General features: G+C 58.5%; 23 protein-coding genes. 9 read left to right on the top strand and 14 right to left on the bottom strand.

The window, feature by feature from the left end; all coding sequences use genetic code 11:
- Positions 1-118 precede the first annotated feature (118 nt).
- Positions 119-1,396: an MFS transporter gene (locus ACZ5A6_RS12040; protein ID WP_003516599.1), complete on the top strand. Its 1,278-nt coding sequence runs from the start codon at positions 119-121 to the stop codon at positions 1,394-1,396.
- A gap of 123 nt (positions 1,397-1,519) precedes the next feature.
- Here ACZ5A6_RS12040 and ACZ5A6_RS12035 read toward each other — a convergent pair whose 3' ends face one another.
- The 4 genes from ACZ5A6_RS12035 to rplS form a co-directional block, all read right to left on the bottom strand.
- Positions 1,520-2,482: a hypothetical protein gene (locus ACZ5A6_RS12035; RefSeq protein WP_003516601.1), complete on the bottom strand. Its 963-nt coding sequence runs from the start codon at positions 2,480-2,482 to the stop codon at positions 1,520-1,522.
- A 180-nt stretch (positions 2,483-2,662) separates the two neighbouring features.
- Complete coding sequence (locus ACZ5A6_RS12030) at positions 2,663-3,976, bottom strand: HlyD family type I secretion periplasmic adaptor subunit (protein WP_003516603.1); 1,314 nt, start codon at positions 3,974-3,976, stop codon at positions 2,663-2,665.
- Positions 3,969-5,705, bottom strand: a complete 1,737-nt coding sequence (locus ACZ5A6_RS12025) for a type I secretion system permease/ATPase (RefSeq protein ID WP_174060539.1) — start codon at positions 5,703-5,705, stop codon at positions 3,969-3,971. The genes ACZ5A6_RS12030 and ACZ5A6_RS12025 overlap by 8 nt, the downstream gene beginning before the upstream one ends.
- 249 nt (positions 5,706-5,954) lie before the next feature.
- Positions 5,955-6,494: a 50S ribosomal protein L19 gene (rplS, locus tag ACZ5A6_RS12020; RefSeq protein WP_003492508.1), complete on the bottom strand. Its 540-nt coding sequence runs from the start codon at positions 6,492-6,494 to the stop codon at positions 5,955-5,957.
- Between the two features lie 267 nt (positions 6,495-6,761).
- On the opposite strand from rplS, the gene ACZ5A6_RS12015 reads away from it, so the two are divergent.
- Entirely contained in the window at positions 6,762-7,508 is a 747-nt protein-coding gene (locus tag ACZ5A6_RS12015) for a sulfite exporter TauE/SafE family protein (protein WP_464110945.1), read from the top strand.
- Here ACZ5A6_RS12015 and trmD read toward each other — a convergent pair.
- The 5 genes from trmD to ffh all read right to left on the bottom strand — a co-directional run bounded on the left by trmD (position 7,505) and on the right by ffh (position 11,281).
- Positions 7,505-8,194, bottom strand: a complete 690-nt coding sequence (gene trmD, locus ACZ5A6_RS12010) for a tRNA (guanosine(37)-N1)-methyltransferase TrmD (RefSeq protein WP_038492438.1) — start codon at positions 8,192-8,194, stop codon at positions 7,505-7,507. The two genes, ACZ5A6_RS12015 and trmD, sit on opposite strands and share 4 nt — an antisense overlap.
- A gap of 4 nt (positions 8,195-8,198) precedes the next feature.
- Complete coding sequence (gene rimM, locus ACZ5A6_RS12005) at positions 8,199-8,765, bottom strand: ribosome maturation factor RimM (protein ID WP_003516610.1); 567 nt, start codon at positions 8,763-8,765, stop codon at positions 8,199-8,201.
- Between the two features lie 204 nt (positions 8,766-8,969).
- Positions 8,970-9,347 carry a 30S ribosomal protein S16 gene (gene rpsP, locus ACZ5A6_RS12000; RefSeq protein WP_003516612.1) on the bottom strand — a complete coding sequence of 126 codons (378 nt, stop codon included), beginning with the start codon at positions 9,345-9,347 and terminating at the stop codon, positions 8,970-8,972.
- Positions 9,348-9,380: 33 nt separating this feature from the next.
- Positions 9,381-9,698 carry a chorismate mutase gene (locus ACZ5A6_RS11995; RefSeq protein WP_013636924.1) on the bottom strand — a complete coding sequence of 106 codons (318 nt, stop codon included), beginning with the start codon at positions 9,696-9,698 and terminating at the stop codon, positions 9,381-9,383.
- 11 nt (positions 9,699-9,709) lie between these two features.
- The gene (ffh, locus tag ACZ5A6_RS11990) at positions 9,710-11,281 is read right to left on the bottom strand and encodes a signal recognition particle protein (protein WP_003516616.1); all 1,572 of its coding nucleotides are present in this window, start codon (positions 11,279-11,281) and stop codon (positions 9,710-9,712) included.
- 282 nt (positions 11,282-11,563) lie between these two features.
- Here ffh and ACZ5A6_RS11985 point away from each other — a divergent pair, with 282 nt between their 5' ends.
- The 7 genes from ACZ5A6_RS11985 to ACZ5A6_RS11955 all read left to right on the top strand — a co-directional run bounded on the left by ACZ5A6_RS11985 (position 11,564) and on the right by ACZ5A6_RS11955 (position 18,990).
- The gene (locus tag ACZ5A6_RS11985; RefSeq protein WP_013636923.1) at positions 11,564-12,679 is read left to right on the top strand and encodes an MBL fold metallo-hydrolase; all 1,116 of its coding nucleotides are present in this window, start codon (positions 11,564-11,566) and stop codon (positions 12,677-12,679) included.
- 121 nt (positions 12,680-12,800) lie between these two features.
- The gene (gene dapF / locus ACZ5A6_RS11980) at positions 12,801-13,703 is read left to right on the top strand and encodes a diaminopimelate epimerase (RefSeq protein WP_065662978.1); all 903 of its coding nucleotides are present in this window, start codon (positions 12,801-12,803) and stop codon (positions 13,701-13,703) included.
- Positions 13,700-14,974: a tRNA (N(6)-L-threonylcarbamoyladenosine(37)-C(2))-methylthiotransferase MtaB gene (gene mtaB, locus ACZ5A6_RS11975; protein WP_113291845.1), complete on the top strand. Its 1,275-nt coding sequence runs from the start codon at positions 13,700-13,702 to the stop codon at positions 14,972-14,974. Before dapF ends, mtaB begins: the two co-directional genes overlap by 4 nt.
- Positions 14,975-15,004: 30 nt before the next feature.
- Positions 15,005-16,435 carry a signal recognition particle-docking protein FtsY gene (ftsY, locus tag ACZ5A6_RS11970; RefSeq protein ID WP_065705167.1) on the top strand — a complete coding sequence of 477 codons (1,431 nt, stop codon included), beginning with the start codon at positions 15,005-15,007 and terminating at the stop codon, positions 16,433-16,435.
- A gap of 2 nt (positions 16,436-16,437) precedes the next feature.
- A complete protein-coding gene (locus ACZ5A6_RS11965) occupies positions 16,438-17,088 on the top strand; it encodes a septation protein A (RefSeq protein ID WP_003516625.1) in 651 nt (216 codons plus the stop codon).
- Complete coding sequence (locus ACZ5A6_RS11960; protein ID WP_174060537.1) at positions 17,085-17,681, top strand: DUF2585 domain-containing protein; 597 nt, start codon at positions 17,085-17,087, stop codon at positions 17,679-17,681. Before ACZ5A6_RS11965 ends, ACZ5A6_RS11960 begins: the two co-directional genes overlap by 4 nt.
- A gap of 121 nt (positions 17,682-17,802) precedes the next feature.
- A complete protein-coding gene (locus ACZ5A6_RS11955) occupies positions 17,803-18,990 on the top strand; it encodes a GGDEF domain-containing protein (RefSeq protein WP_162690645.1) in 1,188 nt (395 codons plus the stop codon).
- An 18-nt stretch (positions 18,991-19,008) separates the two neighbouring features.
- Here the strand turns inward: ACZ5A6_RS11955 and ACZ5A6_RS11950 are convergent, their stop codons facing one another.
- The 5 genes from ACZ5A6_RS11950 to ccmA all read right to left on the bottom strand — a co-directional run bounded on the left by ACZ5A6_RS11950 (position 19,009) and on the right by ccmA (position 21,969).
- Positions 19,009-19,614 (bottom strand): DsbE family thiol:disulfide interchange protein, encoded by a 606-nt coding sequence (locus tag ACZ5A6_RS11950; RefSeq protein WP_013636917.1) that lies wholly within the window; start codon positions 19,612-19,614, stop codon positions 19,009-19,011.
- Complete coding sequence (gene ccmD / locus ACZ5A6_RS11945; protein WP_003516630.1) at positions 19,611-19,784, bottom strand: heme exporter protein CcmD; 174 nt, start codon at positions 19,782-19,784, stop codon at positions 19,611-19,613. Before ccmD ends, ACZ5A6_RS11950 begins: the two co-directional genes overlap by 4 nt.
- Before the next feature lie 4 nt (positions 19,785-19,788).
- Positions 19,789-20,550 carry a heme ABC transporter permease gene (locus ACZ5A6_RS11940; RefSeq protein ID WP_019566029.1) on the bottom strand — a complete coding sequence of 254 codons (762 nt, stop codon included), beginning with the start codon at positions 20,548-20,550 and terminating at the stop codon, positions 19,789-19,791.
- Positions 20,551-20,624: 74 nt separating this feature from the next.
- Positions 20,625-21,284 carry a heme exporter protein CcmB gene (ccmB, locus tag ACZ5A6_RS11935; RefSeq protein WP_003516632.1) on the bottom strand — a complete coding sequence of 220 codons (660 nt, stop codon included), beginning with the start codon at positions 21,282-21,284 and terminating at the stop codon, positions 20,625-20,627.
- A gap of 43 nt (positions 21,285-21,327) precedes the next feature.
- Positions 21,328-21,969, bottom strand: a complete 642-nt coding sequence (ccmA, locus tag ACZ5A6_RS11930; protein WP_145166741.1) for a heme ABC exporter ATP-binding protein CcmA — start codon at positions 21,967-21,969, stop codon at positions 21,328-21,330.
- Positions 21,970-22,215: the final 246 nt, after the last annotated feature.

The following is a 22,215-nucleotide window of genomic DNA, read 5'->3' as shown; positions in this document are numbered from 1 at the left end:
CGCAGCCCTTTCGGCATTGGTTATGATGCAATGCAACTTGCGTATCTTGCGGCGCACATATAGATGGGTCCCCTTATCATTTGCATTTCGACGAGCAATCGAAGGGAGGGAAAAGCACATGGTATCGGAAAAATCCCTAATCTCGAAGATCACCTGGCGGCTGATGCCGTTTCTTGGCCTTCTCTATCTCATCGCCTATATCGACCGGCAGAATGTCAGCTATGCCAAGCTGCAGATGGTCGATGCGCTGAGCCTCAGCGAATATGCCTACGGACTTGGCGCTTCGCTGTTCTTCATCGGCTATTTCCTCTTTGAGGTTCCGAGCAACCTTTTCCTCAACCGTTTCGGCGCCAGCAAATGGTTCGCCCGCATTCTGGTGTCCTGGGGTGCCGTCACCATCGCGCTTGCCTACACGCAGAATGCGACGATGTTCTACATCCTGCGCTTCCTGCTCGGGCTTTGCGAGGCCGGTTTCTTCCCGGGCGTGCTGTTCCTGATGACGCTGTGGTTCCCGCGCGATTATCGCGGCCGCATGATCGGCCTGTTCATGATCTTCAGTGCGCTTGCCAATGCCATCGGCGCACCGCTTGGCGGCATGCTGCTCGATCTCGATGGTTTCCTCGGTTATGCCGGCTGGGAATGGGTGTTCCTGGCGACGGGTATTCCCGCCGTGATCGCCGGTATCGTTACCTTCTTCTATCTGGACGATACGCCGGAAAAAGCGAAGTTCCTGACGCAGGCCGAGAAGGACTGGTTGAAGAACCGACTGGCCGAAGAAAACAAGGGCATGGAAGAGCATGCGGAGGACGGCTTCAAGGCGCTGATCAATCCGCGCGTGCTGTTCATGGCGCTTTGCTATGTCGGCTTTCCGCTGGCGGCCTATGGTCTCAGCTACTGGCTGCCGACGATCGTAAAGAGCTTCGGCGTTTCCAACACCGCCAATGGCTTCATCAACATCATCCCCTGGGTGATCGTGGCCGTCGCTCTCTTCGTCGTGCCCCTGGCGGCTGACAAGGCAAAAAACAAAACGCCTTATATCGTCGGCCCTGCCTTCGTCGGCGCGTTTTGCCTGCTGATGTCGGCGCTGCTCAGCGATCCGGTATTGCAGTTCGCCTTCCTTTGCATCGCCGCTGCGGGCATTTTTGCCGGCCAGCCGGTGTTCTGGAGCCTGCCCGGCCGCTTCCTCAAGGGAGCCGGTGCCGCTGCCGGCATCGCCGCCATCAATTCCGTCGGCAATCTCGGTGGTTTCGTGGCGCAGAACGTGGTGCCCTGGATCAAGGACCAGACCGGCAGCACCATTGCGCCGATGTTCTTCCTTGCCTTCTGCCTTGCGCTGGCAGGTGTGCTCGTCATCATCGCGGCGCGAAAAATGGGCAATCAGGCCGAGGCCGCCTGATCTGCAAGATAGCGGCAGCCGGCATAATTTCCGAACCGCCGCATATGTAAAAAATCATGGCCCGGATATGTCCGGGCCATGATCCATTTAAACGGTAACAGATGAAATTCTCTTCGAGAGAAATTACGCCGTGAACCAATCGCTGCCGGTCAGGTGAACGCCGGAGAGAATGATCTTCTCACCCTTGTGCTCGCCAGTAACGTTGTAGCTGAGGACGGTATCGTTATCAAAGGTCGAAACCGCCCAGTTATCGATCACTGTACCGACCAGCTTGAGCTTGTCCATGGAGGCGTTGAAGCCTTCGATGGTATCTGTGGCAAAGCTCTTCGCCATGTCACCCAGATTGAAGACGAAGGTATCGGCGCCACCGCTTGCGATGATGTGGTCGATGCCCTTGCCACCGGTGACCAGCGACGAAGCGAGCTTTACACCGCTCAGGTCGATAGAGTCGTTACCCGCACCGGCATCGATTTTGACGGAGGTGTAGCTGCCGTCGGTGACACCAGCACCACCATTCACAGCGCCGGTATTGGCGGCAAGACCGCCCGTGCCCGCAGCCGACGTGTCATTGAAGGCAGCGCCGGCCTTGACGGTGATCGTGTCGTTGCCTGCGCCGGTGTCGATGTTGAAATTGTTGACCCAGGTCTTTTCGTTCGAAACGACAGATACGGTAACCGTGTCGTTGCCTGCGCCGGTCGTGATGTTACCGCGCTTGGCATTGAGAACTTCAACGGTGGACGAACCGGTGCCGCCGAGGTGAACGTCTACCTGTACAAAATCCTTGAACTTAAGGTTTTCAGAGGTGTCAGACTGGGCGAGAGCGTTCTTCACCGAATTCCATGCCGAGGATACGTCAAATGTGAAGCCGTTTGCGTTGGGGTCGTAGCCGACATCGACAGTGCCACCAGCACCGGTACCGGCAACCGCCACAGCGCCAACGCTGACAGCGCCTGAATCGAGCGTAGAGCCGTTTTTGACCTGTGCTGTGGATTCCGTGAGGAGCTTATATGCTTCCTGATCGATCAGGCTGGTGAGTGACGAAACCGATGCCGCGCCGCCATTACCAAAAGTTACTTTTAACGCCATTTTACTCTCCTATAAATTTTTGAGAATTCGATGTATCGAAATTAAATTTAATAAATATTGCGGGTGATAATTAGTACATTATAAATGGCAAGACAATATGAGAAATTGTTTTTTTTGGAAAAATTCTCGCTCTTGGTGTATTTGCGAATCGTTTCTAAGAAAACATGTAATGAAAGTCTTTTATTCCTGCAGGAACGTCTTTCTAAGCCTGTCCTGGAACGGTTTGACAAAATAGGAAAGAACGCTTCTTTCGCTTGTCTGTATGAAGACTTCGGCCGGCATGCCCGGATACAACCGTCCACCTGGTATATGGTCCATTCCAGTTTTGCTCGGCTTGATGCGCAGTGCGTAAAATGACGCACCGCTTCGGGAATCTGTCTGCAAGTCCGGGGCGACGACTGCGACTTCAGCGCTTACATCCGGCGTCGTGCTCTGATTGAAAGCCGTGAAGCGAATGGTCACTGGCTGCCCGACATAGATCTGGTCTATGTCGTTTGGAAGAACATTGGCGTCGATTGCAAGATCTTCCTTTGCCGGCACCACCAGCATAAGCACTTCGCCCGGCTGGATGACGCCGTTTATGTTGTGCACCGACAGCTGGTAGATACGCCCCGCAATCGGCGAGCGAATATCGAGGCGGTCGAGCTGGTCGCGTGTTGCCGCAAGCCGTTCCTCGTATTCCGCAACGGTGGCTTCGATTGACGTCAGATCTTTTGTGACCTCGGACTTGCGGTCCTCGTCAAGCTGAAGCGACTGCAAGTCCATTTCGCTCAGCTTGCCTACCGTCTGCGCACGCGCGGCCATATACTGGCCCTGTTGACCTTCGAGATTGGAAAGCTGCCGCTTGAGAAGGTTGAGGCGCTGAAGCGTTACCAGCCCCTTTGCATATAGCTCCCGTGTCTTTGAGACGTCTTCCCTTACGATAGCAAGTTCATTGTTGGTCGCCTCAATCTGCACGTCCATGCCCCGCGCTTCATCGGCTAGCTGATCCTTGCGCGTTACCAATTGCTTCTTCATGCCGATCAGTGCACTGCGACGGCTGTTGAAAAGGTTCTGCTCACTGTCGATGAATGTTTTGGCAGCCTTCGAATTGGTCAAGACGGCCAGATCTTCCGGCGTTGTGAAAGAGGTGGCGTCGGAGATTTCGGCACGCAGACGCGCGCGGCGTGCATAAAGCTGCGCGAGCGTATTTTCGACAATGGACAGGTTTGCCTGAACGATCGTGCCACTCAGCCGCAGCAAAACCTGACCGGCCTCCACCGTGTCACCTTCCGCAACATTGATCTGGCTGACGATACCGCCGGAAAGGTGCTGAATTTTCTTGGAGTTGCCTTCGACAACGACCCGGCCCGTGGCGACGACCGCCCCCGAAAGCTTCGCGAGAGCCGCCCAGCCACCCAGGCCGAAAAGAAGGCCGGCAGCGAGAACGACTACGGCGGTTGAGTGTTTGACGATAGATGTTTTCGTCACGCGGGTTTTTTCTCCCTCAACCATTTTCACCCACCCGGCTTTCCAGCTTACGTACTTCTTCTTCTGTTTCCGGCACCTGGCGAATATTTTGACGCAGGATTTGCGCAAGCACCTCTTCCTTGGTGCCGAAGCGAAGCATGCGGCCGTTGCTCATCACCATCACAAGATTGACGCTTTCGATGGCGCTCGGACGATGGGCAATGACGACCACGATGCCGCCCCGCGCCCTTATGTCGCCAATGGCGTTGCGCAAGGCTGCCTCGCCTTCGCTGTCCAGATTGGAGTTCGGCTCATCGAGGATGACAAAGAATGGCTCACCGAAAAGTGCCCGCGCTAGGCCGATGCGCTGTTTTTGTCCGCCTGATAATGCCTCTCCACGGTCGCCGATATAGGTGTCGTAACCGTTGGGCAGGTTCAAGATGAGATCATGAACCTGAGCGGCCTTGGCTGCCGAAACGATGGCTTCCGCCGTTGCGTCACGGTCGAAGCGCGCGATATTTTGCGCGACCGTGCCTGGCATCAGCTCCACCTGCTGGGGCATGTAACCGATGGACTTACCGAGAACCTCGAAATCCCACTGGTTCAGTGCGGCCCCATCGAAGCGCACGGAGCCGCGCTCATAGGGCCAGATACCGGTTATCAAACGTGCCAGCGTGGATTTACCGGAAGCGCTCGGCCCAATGATGCCAAGGCCATCGCCCGCGTTCAACGTGAAGGAAATATCGGCCACGGTATCTCGCGCACCATTGGGCGGACCGCCGGTCACGCGATCGATGGCAACGGTATATTTCGGTGGCGGCAGGGAAAGCGGCTGTGCGGGTTCCGGTACGAGTTCGAGAAACTCGTTGATGCGTTTCCAGCCCTGTCTCGCAGTCATGAAGCTGCGCCAGTTTGCAATTGCGTGTTCGACAGGGCCCAGCGCTTTGGCCGAGAGGATGGAGCCTGCGATGATGCTACCCGCTGACGCATGCCCCTCGATAACCAGCAGGGCGCCGATTGCCATCACACCCGACTGTAACAAAAGGCGGAATGTTCGGGAAATCGCGGCGAGCATGCCCGCCGTGTCCGACGTCGAGAGTGTGACGGCGCGGTAATTGGAGTGCAGATCGTCCCACATCGACGTCACCGCATTCATCATGCCCATGGTTCTTATGGATTCGATGTTGCGCTGGCTGCTGCCGACGAGTGCATTTCTCTGCCCGCGCACGGTGTAGGCCTGTTTGGTCGCCCTTTCGGTCAGCCAGTTGGTTACGAGCGTCAGCACAACAAGGACCAGGGCGCCGCCAAGCACGGCAAAACCGATCCAGGGATGCAAGGCAAAACAGATCAGCAGATAGATGGGCAGCCAGGGAATATCAAAGAAAGCTGCTGGTCCCGGCCCGGACAGAAATTGACGTATCTGATCGAGATCGCCGACGATCTGCAGCCCGTCTACCTTGCCGTAGGCGGCAAGTGGTGCGCTGATTGATGCCCTGAAGAGCTTTTGATTGAGCTCGTCGTCCATATTGTCCGAGATGCGAGCCAATATCCGGCCGCGCAGAGCATCGAACCCCACGAGAAAGGCATAGAGAATAACCAGCAGAACAACGAGAGCGACAAGAGAAGGAATACTCTTGCTCGGCAGAATCCGGTCATAAACCTCCAGCATGAAAAGGGAGCCGGAAAGATTGAGAATATTTATGAGTGCGCTGGCAAGGCCGACAGCGAAGAAAGCGCGCTTATTTTTTGTTAAAAAAGAATTAAAAAAAAACATATCAACACCTAAAACTGCGCGAAAATTGCACAATAAGTGAAACTAGGCAATGCTATTAGAGAATGTTCTAAATAAATTAGGCAAAGAGATAAGTAGCAATACGACTTTGATCTTGATCTGTCGATACGGAGATGGGGTCGAAGGCTGGACGTGACGCTATGTCGCCCACCAGATTGTTATGGCGCATCGATGCAACAAAAAAGGCGGTCCAAAGACCGCCTTCTCCGTAAATCCATCAAAATGGAAATCTTATTCCGCTGCAGTTTCCGCAGCCTTTGCTGCTTCTTCCGCTGCCTTGGCTTCTGCTGCTTCGGCTGCTGCCTTTTCGGCGGCGAGAGCCTGTGCTGCTGCTACCTTTTCAGCTTCCAGACGTGCCTTTTCTTCGGCGACTGCCTGGCGCTCGGATTCGTTCAGCTTGCGGGCGCGCGTACCGGTGTTTTCAACGATACGGGCAGCCTTGCCGCGACGGTCGCGCAGGTAGTAGAGCTTCGCGCGGCGAACCTTACCGCGGCGAACGATTTCAACGCCTTCGACCAGCGGCGAGTAGATCGGGAATACGCGCTCGACGCCTTCGCCGTAGGAGATCTTGCGAACGGTGAAGCTCTCGGAAAGGCCGCCGCCGGAACGGGCGATGCAAACGCCTTCGTAAGCCTGAACGCGGGTACGGTTACCTTCGGTAACGCGCACGTTGACGCGCAGCGTGTCGCCCGGAGAAAACTCAGGCAGGGTGCGCTTCGCTTCGATCTTGGCAGCCTGTTCGGCTTCCAGCTGCTGAATGATATTGGTCATGTTAACCTCTGATTTCTTCTGAAACAGCCAGAGCGCTCAACGTTTCGTCTGTCGGTCAATGCCTTCAGACCATGCCGTGCGGCAGGAGCGGGTTCGCCATTCTTTGCTTGTGGTTAAAGGGGAAAACCCCAATTCCACGCGGGCACATACACGAGGCAGCGCCATTTGTCATCCCTTCATGACAATATTTTATCAATTGTGGGCGACGTACGGGCTGTTGCGAAGGTGCGTTTCCCCGGTTATGGCATGAAAACCTTGGGAGGGGCCATGTCCGTACTTATTATCATGATGCTGTTTGCGACCGGCTTTCTATCTGGCGTGGTCAATGCGATCGCCGGTGGCGGCACCTTTTTGACCTTCGGGGCGATGACGCTTGCAGGCCTGCCGCCGATTGTCGCCAATGCCACGTCGGCGATCGTGCAGTTTCCCGGTTACATCACCTCCGTGATCGCCTACGGGCCTGAAATCCGCGCCCACTGGCGCGAGGCGATCCTCCTGTCGGCCGTCTCCATCGTCGGCGGGCTGGCGGGGTCGCTTTTGCTCCTGTCGCTCGACAACCCCTCCTTCCGCCAGCTTGTGCCGTGGTTGCTTCTGGCCGCAACCGTTGTTTTCGCCGCTGGCCCGTGGCTGCGACCGAAGGCCAGTGCCGAGCGTTCACCCGGTAATGTGCCGAGCCTCTTCTTTCAGGGGCTCGCCTCCATCTATGGTGGTTTTTTCGGGGCGGGCATGGGCATCATGATGCTGGCCATCCTCGGAATGGCCTCGGGTGGCAGCTATCACCATCTGAATGCCCTGAAGAACCTGCTCTCGGTGGTGATCGCGATCATCGCCATTACGATCTTCGTCAGCGGCGGCGTCGTTTCCTGGTGGGCCGCCCTCATCATGTTCCCGGCGGCCGCGCTTGGCGGATATGTGGGGGTGCACACGGCAAGGCGGGTGCCGCAGTGGATCATCCGCTGGCTGGTCATTGCCGTCGGGCTGGTGCTGACGGCCTATTATTTTGTCTCGGTTTAAACCTTGGCCTTTTCCAGCAGGTCGGGCCGTCTTTCCTTCGTCAACGCCAGCGCCTGCTCGTGCCGCCATTTGTCGATGACGGCGTGATTGCCAGAGGTGAGAACGGCTGGGATGTCGCGGCCTTCCCAGACCTGCGGACGGGTGTAGTGCGGATGCTCCAGAAGCCCACCCTCGAAGCTTTCATGCACGCCTGAGAGATCGTTGCCCATGACGCCCGGCAGAATGCGGACAATGGCGTCCAGAAGCGTCAGGGCGGCCGGCTCGCCGCCGGAGAGAATGTAATCGCCGATCGACACTTCCTCCAACCCGCGCGCCTCTATGACCCGCTGGTCGACGCCTTCGAAGCGGCCACACACGATAATCGCGCCGTCGCCTGCCGCCAGTTCGCGCACTCGGTCCTGCGACAGTGGCTTGCCGCGCGGGCTCATCAGCAGACGCGGTCGCGTATCTCCATCTGAAACATGGTCGATGGCTGCGGCCAGAATGTCGGGTTTCAGCACCATGCCGGCGCCGCCGCCTGCCGGGGTGTCGTCCACGCTTCTGTGCCTGTCGGTCGCGAATTCACGGATCTGCACGGCCTCAAGCGACCATTGCTCGCGCTCCAGCGCCTTGCCCGCCAGCGAATATCCGAGATGCCCGGGAAACATTTCCGGGTAGAGCGTCAGAACTGTAGCCTTGAACGTCATGGCCTTATTTCTTGCCGAAAGGCGATGCGCCGGTTTCGTCTTTGTCGTCCGGATTGTCGATCAGGCCGGCAGCCATGGGATCGATGAGAATGCGTCTCGCCTCCAGATCAATTTCAAGCACGGCTGCTTCCGAAAAGGGGATGAGGGCGGGACGGCGGCCCGCACCTTTCAGCTCCAGGAGATCGCCTGCGCCGAAATCGTAAACCGCGCTGACGGCGCCATAGCTTTTGCCTTCGGCATCGACGGCTTCCAGCCCTTCGAGGTCGGCATAATAAAATTCGTCGTCGTCCAGCTCGTCATCCGGCAGATTGTCGCGTTCGATGAACAGTTCGAGCCCGTTCAGGCTTTCCGCCGCATTGCGGTCGTTGATACCCCTGAAGCGGACGACAACCACATTCTTGCCCTCGCGGACTTCCAGAATTTCGAAGACGCGGCCATCGGCGCTGACAAGATTGCCGTAATCGCCGAGCGCCATCGGTTCGTCCGTATAGGTGCTGACGCGGACTTCGCCGCGCAATCCCTGTGCGCCGCCGATCTTTGCCATGAGTATCGGGTTTTCCAGCTTTGCCATCGGGCCGTCCGTCTTCTGGTGTTGGTTGCGTCTGGTTTACAGCATCAGCGCGAAAATCGGAATCGATTTTCACAGGGCACGATGCGCAGATCCAACGCGTTAGAGCATAGTTCCTGACGCTCTAAAGTTTGTTGATACCAAAATAAACAAAAAACGGGCGGCATGGAAAACCACGCCACCCGTTCTCTAAAATTCTATTGCAGATTATTCTGCAGCAGAAGCTTCTGCTGCGGCAGCAGCTGCGTCTTCAGCCTTCTGCTTCTTTTCTGCAACGCGTTCCAGAGCGCGCTTGCCCGGCAGTGCCTTTTCCGGGTTGCTGCGAGCGGCGCGATCGGCAAGGCCTGCCTCTGCGAGGAAGCGCAGAACGCGGTCGGTCGGCTGTGCGCCCTTGGCGATCCATTCCTTGATGAGGTCAGCCTTCAGCTCGATGCGCTGCGGGTTGTCCTTGGCGAGCATCGGGTTCCAGGAACCGACCTTCTCGAGGAAACGGCCGTCGCGGGGCGAACGGGCGTCAGCAACGACGATCTGGTAGTACGGGCGCTTCTTGGAACCACCGCGTGCGAGACGAATTTTAAGTGCCATGTTATTTACTCCTTGAGATAGCTTGTCCGCCGGTTAGGCGGTCTTTTCATTACCGCCATGTTCGGCGGCTATTGCTTCATGATGCCGGATGACTTCCTTGATGACGAAGTTTAGAAACTTCTCGGCGAAATCCGGATCCAGATTGGCATCCTTTGCCAGACGGCGAAGGCGTTCGATCTGGTATTCCTCGCGCGCCGGGTCCGCCGGCGGCAAATTGTATTTTGCCTTCAGCACGCCCACCGCCTTGGTACAGCGGAAACGTTCGGCAAGAATGTGAACCAGTGCGGCATCGATATTGTCGATCGACTGGCGGTATTCGGAAAGCTGGGCTTTCACTTCTGCGTTGTTCACTGGCGTCGCCCTCACTTCTTTTTCGGGAAGCCGGGCAGGCCCGGCATGCCGCCAAGACCCGGCAGCTTTGTCCCGCCCAGACCGGGTAGCCCGCCGGGCAGACCACCGAGACCGGGCATTGCGCCCGGCTTGCCAAGACCGGCAGCTTCAGCCTGTTTTTGAAGCGCTTCGAGCTGCTTCGGGTCGATGTTCGACAGATCAGGCATGCCGCCGCCCATCATGCCACCAAGCCCCATCTTGCCCGCAAGGCCGCCCATCATCTGCTTCATGATGCCGCCCTTGCCCTTGCCGCCCATGGCTTTCATCATGTCGGCCATGCCACGGTGCATCTTCAAAAGCTTGTTGATTTCGGCGGCATCGGTTCCGGAACCGGCGGCGATGCGCTTTTTGCGGCTGTGTTTGAGGATATCGGGATTGGCGCGTTCGGCCTTGGTCATCGACGAGATGATGGCGATCTGGCGGTCGAACATCTTGTCGTTGAGGCCTGCGGAAGCCATCTTGTCCTTCATGCCGGCCATGCCGGGCATCAGCCCCATGATGCCGCCCATGCCACCCATCTTCTTCATCTGGGCAAGCTGGTCGGAGAGATCGTTGAGGTCGAACTTGCCCTTGGCCATCTTCTCGGCCATGGCGCGGGCTTTTTCCGCATCAATGTTTTCGGCAGCCTTCTCGACTAGCGAGACAATGTCGCCCATGCCGAGAATACGGTCGGCTATACGGCGCGGATGGAACTCGTCGAGTTCGTTCATGCGCTCGCCGATACCGATCAGCTTGATCGGCTTGCCGGTGACGGCGCGCATGGAGAGGGCCGCACCACCGCGCCCGTCGCCATCCATACGGGTGAGCACGAGACCGGTGATGCCGACGCGTTCATCGAAGTTGCGCGCCAGATTGACGGCGTCCTGACCGGTCAGCGAATCCGCGACCAGCAGGATTTCATGCGGGTTGGACTTCTTCTTGATGTCGGCCATTTCCAGCATCAAGGGTTCGTCGATATGGGTGCGGCCGGCGGTGTCGAGAATGACGACGTCATGGCCGCCGAGCTTGGCGGCCTGCACGGCGCGTGCGGCGATATCTGTCGGCGACTGGCCGGCGATGACCGGCAGCGTGTCGACACCGGTCTGCACGCCCAGTTGGCGAAGCTGTTCCTGTGCGGCCGGACGGCGCGTGTCGAGAGATGCCATCAGCACCTTCTTCTTGTCGCGGTCGGTCAGGCGCTTGGCGATCTTGCCTGTGGTCGTGGTCTTGCCCGAACCCTGCAGACCCACCATCATTATGACGACGGGGGCGGCCGCATGCAGATCGATCGAGACGCCTTCGGTGCCGAGCATCTCGACAAGTTCGTCATGCACGATCTTGACGACCATCTGGCCGGGCTTGATGGATTTCAGAACGGCTGCGCCGACAGCCTTTTCACGCACCTTGTCGGTGAAGGAACGCACGACTTCCAGCGCAACGTCCGCTTCAAGAAGCGCACGGCGAACCTCGCGCAGGGCGGCGGCAACATCGGCTTCCGTCAGCGCGCCACGGCCGGTCAGTCCATTCAGAATGGAACCAAGGCGGTCCTGGAGGTTTTCAAACATCGTTTCTTCCTTCTTCGTTCCGGGGTCTCCGAAACGTCGGTGCTTTCGCTGCCAAAAACAAGACGCAAAGCCAAAAAGCACCCGAGGGCGCATCGCGCTGTCGGGTGTTGACCTCCGGGATCTCTTTATACCTTTGCGGGTCCCGGTCGGCGGCTTGGAGTCATGAAACTGCCAGCTGATTGGCCGCGATAAACAGGAAAGTGCCGTGAAAGTCAAGACAGTGCCGATTTTCATGCGGCAAAGCATGCATTGTCATCTTTGCGTGATCAGACGAAAGCTGCGATGGCGGTGCTTGAACGGCGTCGCCTGGCTTCTTATACCTTTCCCATGAAACGTCGAAACTTCTTTCGTTTTTCCGCACTTGGTCTGCTTGCTCTTGCGGGCGGCGGCCTGTTTGCGCGCCGCTCTAACGCCAGCGCCTATTATAGTGGGCCGGTCTCCGATCATTTCGACGGGGTGCGTTTCTTCAATCCCGGCGGCTCGCCGCCCGGTAATTTCATGGGCCTCCTGAAATGGCGCTTCAACGGCGAGCGCGCCACGTGGCCGGAAAACTACCCCAGCCCGTTTCCGTTCGCAAAGCCGGAGCCCCGCATCGACGGCAAGGACATTCGCGTCACCTTCGTCGGTCACGCCTCCTTTCTCATCCAGACGGCAGGGCTGAATATTCTCATCGATCCGGTGTGGTCGCAGCGTACCAGCCCGTTCAGCTTCGCCGGTCCCAAACGCGTCAACCCGCCGGGCATCCGTTTTGAGGATTTGCCGCCGATCGATCTGGTGCTGGTGACGCATAATCACTACGACCATCTGGATATGGAAACGCTGAAGCGCCTGCATGTGGCGCACAAGCCGCTTTTCATCACGCCGCTTGGCAATGACGCCATCATCCGCACCGGCGTCGAGGCAGCGCGCATCAAGGTGGGGGACTGGGGCGATGTCCTTGAGATTGGTTCGGTCAAAATTCATTTCGAGCCGTGCCACCATTGGTCGGCGCGTGGGCTGAACGACCGGCGCATGGCGCTGTGGGCGGCCTTCGTCATCGAAACGCCTTATGGCAAGATTTATCATATCGGCGACACCGGCTTCCACGACGGCCTCAATTATCACGCCGCGCGCAAGAAACACGGTGAGTTCCGTCTCGCCAACCTGCCGTTTGGCGCCTATGAGCCGCGCTGGTTCATGAAGGGCCAGCACCAGAACCCTGCGGAAGCCGTGGAAGGCATGAAGATCTGCGGTGCGGCACATGTCTGCGGCCACCATTGGGGCACTGTGCAACTGACCGATGAAGCGGTCGAAGCTCCTCTTGTCGCGCTGAAGGCAGCGCTTGCTGAGCAGGGGATAGACGAGAGCCGCTTCCAGCCCATGCGGCCCGGCGAAGTCTTCGACGTACCTTCCGCCTGAGCGGCTCAGCGGTTTGCGCCGCAACAGTCTGGTAATTTGCCGTCCTTTCCGCCATATAGAGCGAAAGTGCGGGCAAAGCCCGTCTTTGTTCCGGTTTCAGGTAGTTTTCAGGTTCAGTACGATGGCGGATACGGTCGAATTTGCGAAGATGAACGGGCTTGGCAACAAGATCCTCGTTGTCGACATGCGCGGCCGCAGGGATATGGTGACGCCTTCGGCGGCCATCGCGCTCAATGCCGATCCCGCCACGCAGTTCGATCAGATCATGGCGATCCACGATCCGCGTGTCGGCGGCACCGATGCATTCATCGATATCCTCAATTGCGACGGCACGAAGGCGCAGGCCTGCGGCAACGGCACGCGCTGCGTGGTGCAGGCGCTGTCCTCTGAAACCGGCAAGACCACCTTCACCTTCCAGACGGTGGCGGGCATCCTGAACGCCGTCGAGCATGAAGACGGCATGATTTCCGTTGATATGGGCCTGCCGCGTTTTCGCTGGAGCGACATTCCGCTTTCTGAAGAGTTCCACGATACCAGCCGCATCGAGTTGCAGATCGGGCCGATCGACGCGCCAATCCTGCATTCGCCCGCCGTCATGTCCATGGGAAACCCGCACGCCATTTTCTGGGTGGATCGCGATCCGATGGAGTTCGATCTGGAACGCTTCGGCCCGCTTCTGGAAAACCACCCGATGTTCCCTGAAAAGGCCAATATCACGCTGGCGCAGGTTATTTCCGACAGTGCGCTTCGCACCCGCACCTGGGAGCGCGGCGCCGGGCTGACGCTCGCCTGCGGTTCTGCCGCATGTGCCGCTGCCGTTTCCGCTGCGCGCACCGGCCGCACGGGCAGGAAGGTCACCATCGATGTCGCCTCCAGCCATGTGCGTGTGCCGCTGACAATTGAATGGCGCGAGGACAACCACGTCATCATGACGGGGCCGGCCGAATGGGAGTGGTCCGGCATGGTCGATCCCATCAGCGGCGCCTGGTCGCGCGATGCCGTGGCTGAGCAGGGGGCCATATGAGCGGCGTCGAGGTCATAACCTTCGGCTGCCGTCTCAATACCTATGAATCGGAAGTGATGCGGGCGGAGGCCGAAAAGGCCGGACTCAACAATGCCGTCTTGGTCAATACCTGCGCGGTGACGGGCGAGGCGGTGCGCCAGGCGCGCCAGGCCATCCGTCGGGCAAGGCGCGACAACCCGCATGCGCGCATCATCGTGACCGGCTGTGCTGCCCAGACTGAAAAACAGACCTTTGCCGAGATGCCCGAAGTGGATGCGGTGCTGGGCAATGAGGAAAAGCTGAAAAGCGCCTCCTATCGCGCACTGCCGGATTTCGGCGTTTCGGCGGAAGAAAAGCTGCGCGTCAACGACATCATGAGCATCAAGGCGACGGCGCCGCAGATGGTCAAGCACATTGACGGGCATGTCCGTGCCTTCATTCAAGTGCAGAACGGCTGCGATCATCGCTGTACCTTCTGCATCATTCCCTATGGGCGGGGCAATTCCCGCTCCGTGCCGATGGGCGCTGTGGTCGAGCAGGCGCGCAGGCTGGTGGAAAGCGGCTATTCCGAAATCGTGCTGACCGGGGTGGATGCTACCAGCTACGGTGCCGACCTGCCGGGCGAACCTTCGCTAGGGCTTCTTGCCAAGACATTGCTGAAGCAGGTGCCGGAAATCTTGAGACTTCGGCTATCCTCGATCGACAGCATCGAGGCCGACCACCATCTGATGGATCTGATTGCAGGTGAGGCGCGTTTCATGCCGCATCTTCACCTGTCCCTCCAGCATGGCGACGACATGATCCTGAAACGCATGAAACGCCGTCATCTGCGGGCCGATGCCATCCGTTTCTGTCACGAGGTGCGGTCGCTCCGGCCGGATATCGCATTCGGTGCTGATATGATCGCCGGTTTTCCGACCGAGAACGAAGAGATGTTCGAAAACGCCGCGACGCTTGCGGAAGAATGCGGCATTTCCAGCCTGCACGTATTTCCCTACAGCCCGCGTGCCGGCACGCCGGCGGCGCGTATGCCGCAGCTCGACCGTGCGCTGGTGAAGGAGCGGGCGGCGAGGCTTCGTGAACGTGGCGAGGCACTCAGGCTCGTGCATCTGCAAAACATGCTCGGTTCGACGCAAACGATCCTCGTTGAAAACACCGGTTTTGCGCATACCGACAATTTCACGCTGGTGGCGGCGCCCGATCTTCTCCCGCGCACTCTTGCGCAGGTTGAGATTACCGGCCACAACGGCAAACATCTGAACATGAAGCTTCTCGCAGCGGACGCGGCCTGAAGCGGCACAGGAAAAGACACGGGAACGACCATGGCCCTCGGCTTCATCAAAAAAGTCTTTTCTTTCGGCAAGGACAAGGCCGGGACTGACGGCAAGCCGCAAGAGGATTCCGCGCTTGAACGCGCCAGAGAAAATGTCTCTTTCGATGAGGCACTGAGCGAAGCCGAAGCACATCCAATTGTCGAGAAAGACCCGGTTTCCGAACTGGAGATCGAGACGGCCGGTGGGCCTGCTCCGGATGCCGATGCGGCCCTTTCCGACGACCAGGAGGAAGAGGACGCGCCGCTTCTGCCCGGCGCCGAGCAGGCCGGAGACATCGGCGTTGTTCCGCTGTCGCTGTTGCAGGCCGAAGCTGCTGCCGAAGAACAGGCCGAGGTTTTGCCCGAAGCTGCCGATGCCGTGCTCGATGCGGATGCGATGGATGCGCTGCTCGATGAGGCGGAGGCTGCCGGTGCCGTCGAGCCCTCTGCCGTTTCGCCGATTTTGCCGAAAGGTTTTGCGGCGGCAAGCGAGCGCGAAGAGCCTGTCGCCGAAGCGCCGCAGCCGAAGCTCAGCTGGTTCCAGCGCCTGCGGGCCGGGCTTGCGCGCACCTCCTCGCAACTTACCACCCAGATTTCGGCGCTGTTCACCAAGCGCAAGCTGGATGAGGATACGCTCGACGAACTGGAAGACCTTCTCATCCAGTCGGATCTGGGTGTCGAGACCGCCATGCGCATCACCGGCGCCCTGTCTTCGGAACGTTACGGCAAGGATGTCAGCGGCGAGGACGTGGCGCGCATCATGGCAGGTGAGATCACCAAGGTCCTGAAACCAGTCGCCAAGCCGCTGGAACTCGATCTTTCACACAAGCCGCATGTCATTCTCGTCGTCGGCGTGAACGGTACGGGCAAAACCACGACCATCGGCAAGCTCGCCTCCAAGCTCTCGGGCTCTGGCCTCAAGGTTATGCTCGCGGCCGGCGATACGTTCCGTGCGGCGGCAATCGAGCAGCTCAAGATCTGGGCGGATCGCACCGGCTCGCAATTCATTGGCACCAAACTCGGTGCGGATGCCTCGGGTCTCGCTTACGACGCCTATGAGCAGGCGCGTGCGCAAAAAAGCGATGTGCTCATCATTGATACTGCCGGCCGTTTGCAGAACAAGACGGAGCTGATGGCGGAGCTGGAAAAGATCGTGCGCGTGCTCGGCAAGCTCGATCCCGATGCGCCGCATACCGTGCTTCAGACACTGGACGCCACGACCGGGCAGAACGCCTTGAACCAGGTGGAGATATTCCGCAATGTTGCGGGTGTTTCGGGCCTGATTATGACAAAATTGGATGGCACGGCGCGGGGCGGTATCCTCGTGGCCATTGCCGCCAAACACAAGCTGCCGGTGTATTTTATCGGTGTGGGTGAAGGCGTGGACGATCTGGAGCCCTTCGAGGCGGAAGATTTCGCCAAGGCCATTGCGGGAGTTTGAGTATGGATATTGAAAGCAATTCCAAGGAAAGCGAAAAGATGGTGGCGGAAATCAGCCCGCTCCTGAAATTCGTGCTCGAGCTTGGCCCGCTTATGGTGTTCTTTTTCGCCAATTCCCGCGGCGAATGGCTGGCCTCCACTTTTCCGGTACTGACGGAGTTCGGCGGGCCGATCTTCATCGCCACCGGCCTGTTCATGATCGCAACCGCAATTGCGCTTTCCGTCTCATGGATGCTGACGCGCAAGCTGCCGATCATGCCGCTGATATCAGGCATTGTGGTTCTCGTGTTCGGTGCGCTGACGCTGTGGCTGCAGAACGATACCTTCATCAAGATGAAGCCAACCATCGTCAATGCGCTGTTCGGCGTCATTTTGCTGGGAGGCCTGTTTTTCGGCCAGTCGCTGCTTGGCTATGTCTTCAATTCGGCCTTCAGGCTAAACGATGAGGGCTGGCGCAAGCTGACGCTGCGTTGGGGCGTGTTCTTCCTCTTTCTCGCCGTGCTGAACGAGGTGGTCTGGCGCATGTTCTCAACCGACGCATGGGTTGCGTTCAAGGTGTGGGGCACGATGCCGATCACGATCATCTTCACCATGGCGCAAATGCCGCTCGTCATGCGTCATTCGCTCGAACCGCTGAACAAGGACGAAAAATGACAGTTGCAGAGATGCTGGCTTCCCGTCCGCGCTCGTTCAAATGGTTCGGTGTCGCCGCCGGACTTCTTCTCCTGCAGATCGTCATCCTCTATGCCATGGGCCGCATTCCCATTTGCGAATGCGGTTATGTGAAGCTGTTCGAACCCGGTGTGAACACGCCGGGCAATTCCCAGCATCTTGCCGACTGGTACACGCCCTCACACATTATCCACGGCTTCCTGTTTTACGGGCTCGCCTGGCTGCTGTTTCGCAAGAAACCCCTTTCCATGCGACTTTCTTTTGCGGTTTTGATAGAGGCAGCGTGGGAAATCCTCGAAAACTCGCCGCTCATCATCGATCGTTACCGCACGGCGACCATGGCGCTGGGTTATACCGGCGACAGCATCCTGAACTCCGCGATGGACACCGTTTTCATGGCGCTGGGTTTCCTCTTCGCCGCCCGCGTGCCGGTGTGGCTGACGGTTGTGATCGCCATCTTCTTTGAAATCTTCACCGGCTGGCTGATCCGCGATAATCTGACACTGAACGTAGTGATGCTTGTCTGGCCCGTCGAAGCGATCAAGCAATGGCAGAACGCGCTCCCGCCAATGTGAAGATATCTGCCCGTACGTGCGTCGGAAAGGCACGAAAACCCTGCGTTATATGCAAGTTTTCTTAAGGGCATTGCGGTAGTGTCCGGGCTCAAAGGCTCGTCTTTCCGTCCGGCAGAACACTGTGCAAGATAATTTCGCCTACCTTCTCCCCTTCATCATGCTGACATTCGGTGTGGTATTCCTGTTCCTGCAGAGGACCGGCCACGCTTCGGCGCGATATTGGGGTTTCGGATATCTTTCGGCGGCGTTTGGTTTTGCCGCACCTCTGGTGCTTGGCGGCTTGCCCTTCGAAGTACAGGCGATCGTATCGAACCTGTTGTTTTTCTCTGCCTTTTTTCTCTACGGCCATGCGCTGCTTACCCATTTCGGACGGCCGCTTTATACGACGGCGCGACTGTCGATCGTGGCTGCGGCGGTTTTGCTGGTCTCGTTCCATGTCTTCGTCACACCGGATCTGAAACGTGAGCTGGTCATCGGTGATCTTGTCTGCGCCCTGCTGCTCGCCATCCCGGTCTGGATCGTGCGGAAGCGGCCCCTGGCGCTTGCAGACAGGCTGATGGTGGCGATTGCGTCACTCGTGGTGCTCGAAACGCTGGTGCGCATCGGCATGTTGCTGGTGATGACGCCGAACGGTTCGATGATCGAACTCAGTGAATTCTTCGAATCCGATTATGCTTTCTACATGCAGCTTGCCGCGAGCATATTCGGCTTTCTGCTTGCGCTATCCGTACTCGCGAGCCAGATTTCCGTGACTGTCGACCGGCACCTGCAAGCGGCTGAGCACGATCCGCTGACGGATGTGCTGAACCGCCGTGGGTTCGACCGGCGCGTTCCCGATTTTCGCAGCGGGACACCAATAGGCGCAGTAATTGCGTGCGACATAGACCATTTTAAGCGTATCAACGATGACTATGGCCACGCCGCCGGCGATATCGTTCTCATCGGCCTTTCAGACCTTCTCAGGAAAAGCGCGCGTAGCGACGCTCTGGTGGCGCGTTTCGGTGGCGAGGAATTCGTGGTTTTCCTGCCCGGCCACACCGCCGCCGCGGCCGGTCACCTTGCCAATGCCATGCGTTTGAACCTTCTGTCGCTGGATTGGCGTAGCCGTGGCGTGGCCACCAAGGTCACGGCAAGCTTCGGCGTTTCAGCTGTCGCGAGGGGAGATCATTCAATTCACGATGCGATCAAACGCGCTGACGACAGCCTGTATGCGGCAAAGCGTGGTGGCCGCAATCAGGTCGTGCTTGAAGGAATGGGTTTGCAGGCGACAGCCGAAGGGCCGTCGCTAAGGGTGATTTCCAAGGTATAATACCGTTCGGCGCGCGGGCTACTTTCCGGCCGCAGCGGTGATCGCCGGCAATAAATCCCGCTCGACGCTGCGGGCATCGAAGGGGCCGACCTTTTTGTAGAGGATCGTGCCGTCGGCGCCGACCAGATAGCTTTCAGGGATACCATAGACACCCCAGTCGATCGCGGCCTTGCCGTTCGGGTCGACGCCTATCGCGGCAAAGGGATTGCCGAGTTCGCCGAGAAAACGAAGCGCGTTGTCCGGTTTGTCCTTATAGTTGATGCCGACGACGGTGATGCGTTTGTCTTTCGCCAATTCCTGAAGGATGGGATGCTCCTGACGGCACGGAATGCACCAGGAGGCGAAGACGTTGACCAGCGTCAGCTTACCCTTGACGGCGGCATCGTTGAGGGCCGGCAGGTTTGAGCCTTCCAGCGGCGGCAGCGACAGTGCGGGCGCCTTGGTTCCGATGAGCGCCGATGGAATGGCGCTGATATCCAGCCCGTTGACGTCCTGATCGTAGAGCATCTTGCCGGCGATAATGGCAAAACCGCCGAAAAGCAGAAGCGGCAGAAGCGCCAGGGCATATCGTGTGCGCCCCGTGCTTTTGGCTTTGGTGTTCTGGTCCTGGCTGGCCTGCGTCATCGGGTTTCACCCGCAGAAGCGGCTTTTGCCCTGCGGCGCACGCCGGATGCTTCCAGTTCTTTCAGTTCCCGTTTGCGCGCCTGACCATCCAGAATGACCCAGGCGATGAGACAGAGGACGACAAGGCCGGTCGCCGCATAGGACATGCCGATATAAAAGGCGTGTGTCATGGCCTCATGCCTCCCGGTTTGCCATGCGGGCGGCAAGCCGCCGTTGGGCTGCCACGCGCCGGCGCCAGATTTCGTTACGCATTGCGGCGATGTGCAACGTGAAGAACAGTAGCGTGAAGCCGATCGCCATGGTCAGAAGCGGCCAGAGAAACTCCGAATCGATTGCCGAGCCGCCCATGCGGATGACGCTTGCCGGCTGGTGAAGCGTGTTCCACCATTCAACTGAAAACTTGATGATGGGAATATTCACAAAACCAACGAGGATGAGCACGGCGCTGACACGGGCGGCTCTGGAAGGGTCGTCCATGGCGCGGTTGAGCGCTATCAGGCCAAGATACATCAGAAAAAGCACGAAGACGGACGTCAGCCGCGCGTCCCATACCCACCAGGTTCCCCACATGGGTTTACCCCAGAGCGAGCCGGTAACAAGCGCAATCAGCGTGAAGGCAGCGCCTATGGGTGCGGCCGCCTTGTGGCTGACATCCGCAACCGGATGACGCCAGACGAGCGTGCCGATCGCTGAGACCGCCATGACGGTATAACACATCATCGAAAGCCAGGCGGAGGGGACATGCACATACATGATGCGCACGGTATAACCCTGCTGGTAGTCGCCCTCTGTCGTGAAAGACAGATAGAGACCGGCGGCCAGCACCAGTGCCGTCAGGACCGCAAGCCAGGGCAGAATGCGTGCCGAGAGCGCCAGAAACCGCGTGGGATTGGCGAGATCACTGAATTTGGTGATGGTGAAAGTCTGCTCGTTCATGCCGTTTGTGTAACCCGAGAATGGCTGCCCCGCAATTGATCGCCGTCAATCGTAGATCGGCAATTGCGGTTTCATCAATCCATAACATTGCGCAATGCCAAAGCGGCAAAGAAAGGACCGGTCACGGCTGAAAATAACGTGATCGCGCAGAGAATGAGGAAGGGCGGCAGAAAGGGTGCCGGATCCTGCACCGCCGCATAGGACGCGCTGACGCCGAAGATCAGTACCGGAATGGCCAATGGCAGCACAAGGATGGAGACCAGAAGGCCGCCGCGCGGCAAGGCAACGGCGACAGCGGCACCCACCGCGCCGATGAAGGTAATGGCGGGCGATCCGACAAGGAGTGTGAGCATCACCGCGCCGATCGCCACTTCGTCCATGTTCATGAACAGGCCGATGAGCGGCGAGGCGATGACCAGTGGCAGACCCGTTCCCACCCAATGTGCCAGGCATTTGACGAGCACGGTCAGCACAAGCGGGTTTTCCTGCATGAGTATGAGGTCTAGCGAGCCGTCATCCCGCTCTGCCTGAAACAGCCTGTCGAGGCCGAGGAGGGTGGAGAGCAGCGCGCCGATCCAGACGATGGCCGGGCCAATGCGCGCAAGCAGATTGAGATCAGGCCCGACACCGAAGGGGATGACGGCGACAACGGTCATGAAGAACAAGACGCCGATCAGCGCGCCACCGCCGGCGCGGATGGAGAGTTTCAGGTCGCGGAGGAAGAGGGCGGTCATTGGAGGCGCCTCGGTAGGCGGGCATACCCCGCACACGCACCCATCACGCCCAAGCCTCCACACCTGCAAAGCCCGTCATCTGCAATTCCCGCGCATTTTCGAGCCCAAGCGGCTGATGGGTCGCAGCCATGACGATGCCGCCTCTCCTCAGGTGGCTCTTGACCAGATCCGTAAACATGCCGTCCGCTGCTTTGTCGAGCGCCGCTGTCGGCTCGTCGAGAATCCACACCGGCCGCCACGCGACCAAAAGCTTTGCCATGGCAAAACGTCGCTGCTGACCCGCGGACAGGTAACCGAAGGGCAGGTGGGTGATGCCCGCAAGGCCGACGATGTCTGCCGCCTCATCAATATCGACACCGGCGCCGCCGGCGAAGTCACCGAGAAAGTCTTTCCAGAACCACAGATTCTCCGAAACCGTCAGTTCCGTTTTCATTGCGTTGCGATGGCCGAGATAATGGCAGGCCTCCGATGGGCGCATGTCCGTTTCTATTCCTTTGCCGGCTATCTTTACCCAGCCCTGCTCGGGGCGCAGCAGGCCGGCCACAGTGCGCAGAAGCGTGGATTTTCCCGAGCCGTTGCGGCCGGTCAGCACCAGCGCTTCGCCGTCACTTAACTTGAAGGAAATGTTCATGAATATGAAATCTTCGCCGCGCCGCACGCCAAGATTTTCCGCCGTCAAATCCATGCTGCGTTTCCGTATAAGATTTTCATCGTCTCACATAAAAAAATCGATTTGATTTCCTGAATGGTCTGGCACGTTTCTGAGAAATTATCTATATGGGTGTCAACCACGCCAGCGGCCGGCGTGAACATCATCTTGCGCCGGACTTGACGATTGCGAGGAGCAATTTTCACGTGCGGACAGCGGAAATGGTCGTACCCGCATCCTGATGTGCATGAGTGCATAGGTGTCCGCACGCACGTGTTGGCT

The organism is Agrobacterium sp. 6Ca8, assembly GCF_055382765.1.
Note: the sequence above shows the minus strand (reverse complement) of the source record. Positions and strands in the feature narration are given on the sequence as shown.

Bases quoted from the DNA above. Each gene is read 5' to 3' on its own strand.
- ccmB (WP_003516632.1), bottom strand. From the start codon at position 21,284: ATGACCGCCCTCTTCCTCCGCGACCTGAAACTCTCCATCCGCGCCGGC.
- ACZ5A6_RS12040 (WP_003516599.1), top strand. From the start codon at position 119: ATGGTATCGGAAAAATCCCTAATCTCGAAGATCACCTGGCGGCTGATG.
- rpsP (WP_003516612.1), bottom strand. From the start codon at position 9,347: ATGGCACTTAAAATTCGTCTCGCACGCGGTGGTTCCAAGAAGCGCCCG.
- ACZ5A6_RS12025 (WP_174060539.1), bottom strand. From the start codon at position 5,705: ATGTTTTTTTTTAATTCTTTTTTAACAAAAAATAAGCGCGCTTTCTTC.
- mtaB (WP_113291845.1), top strand. From the start codon at position 13,700: ATGAGCGGCGTCGAGGTCATAACCTTCGGCTGCCGTCTCAATACCTAT.
- ACZ5A6_RS11965 (WP_003516625.1), top strand. From the start codon at position 16,438: ATGGATATTGAAAGCAATTCCAAGGAAAGCGAAAAGATGGTGGCGGAA.
- ccmD (WP_003516630.1), bottom strand. From the start codon at position 19,784: ATGACACACGCCTTTTATATCGGCATGTCCTATGCGGCGACCGGCCTT.
- ACZ5A6_RS11940 (WP_019566029.1), bottom strand. From the start codon at position 20,550: ATGAACGAGCAGACTTTCACCATCACCAAATTCAGTGATCTCGCCAAT.
- ACZ5A6_RS12030 (WP_003516603.1), bottom strand. From the start codon at position 3,976: ATGGTTGAGGGAGAAAAAACCCGCGTGACGAAAACATCTATCGTCAAA.
- rplS (WP_003492508.1), bottom strand. From the start codon at position 6,494: ATGACCAATATCATTCAGCAGCTGGAAGCCGAACAGGCTGCCAAGATC.
- ACZ5A6_RS12035 (WP_003516601.1), bottom strand. From the start codon at position 2,482: ATGGCGTTAAAAGTAACTTTTGGTAATGGCGGCGCGGCATCGGTTTCG.
- ccmA (WP_145166741.1), bottom strand. From the start codon at position 21,969: ATGGATTTGACGGCGGAAAATCTTGGCGTGCGGCGCGGCGAAGATTTC.
- dapF (WP_065662978.1), top strand. From the start codon at position 12,801: ATGGCGGATACGGTCGAATTTGCGAAGATGAACGGGCTTGGCAACAAG.
- ACZ5A6_RS11960 (WP_174060537.1), top strand. From the start codon at position 17,085: ATGACAGTTGCAGAGATGCTGGCTTCCCGTCCGCGCTCGTTCAAATGG.
- ACZ5A6_RS11950 (WP_013636917.1), bottom strand. From the start codon at position 19,614: ATGACGCAGGCCAGCCAGGACCAGAACACCAAAGCCAAAAGCACGGGG.
- rimM (WP_003516610.1), bottom strand. From the start codon at position 8,765: ATGGCAAAGCTGGAAAACCCGATACTCATGGCAAAGATCGGCGGCGCA.
- ACZ5A6_RS11985 (WP_013636923.1), top strand. From the start codon at position 11,564: ATGGCGGTGCTTGAACGGCGTCGCCTGGCTTCTTATACCTTTCCCATG.
- ftsY (WP_065705167.1), top strand. From the start codon at position 15,005: ATGGCCCTCGGCTTCATCAAAAAAGTCTTTTCTTTCGGCAAGGACAAG.
- ACZ5A6_RS12015 (WP_464110945.1), top strand. From the start codon at position 6,762: ATGTCCGTACTTATTATCATGATGCTGTTTGCGACCGGCTTTCTATCT.
- ffh (WP_003516616.1), bottom strand. From the start codon at position 11,281: ATGTTTGAAAACCTCCAGGACCGCCTTGGTTCCATTCTGAATGGACTG.
- trmD (WP_038492438.1), bottom strand. From the start codon at position 8,194: ATGACGTTCAAGGCTACAGTTCTGACGCTCTACCCGGAAATGTTTCCC.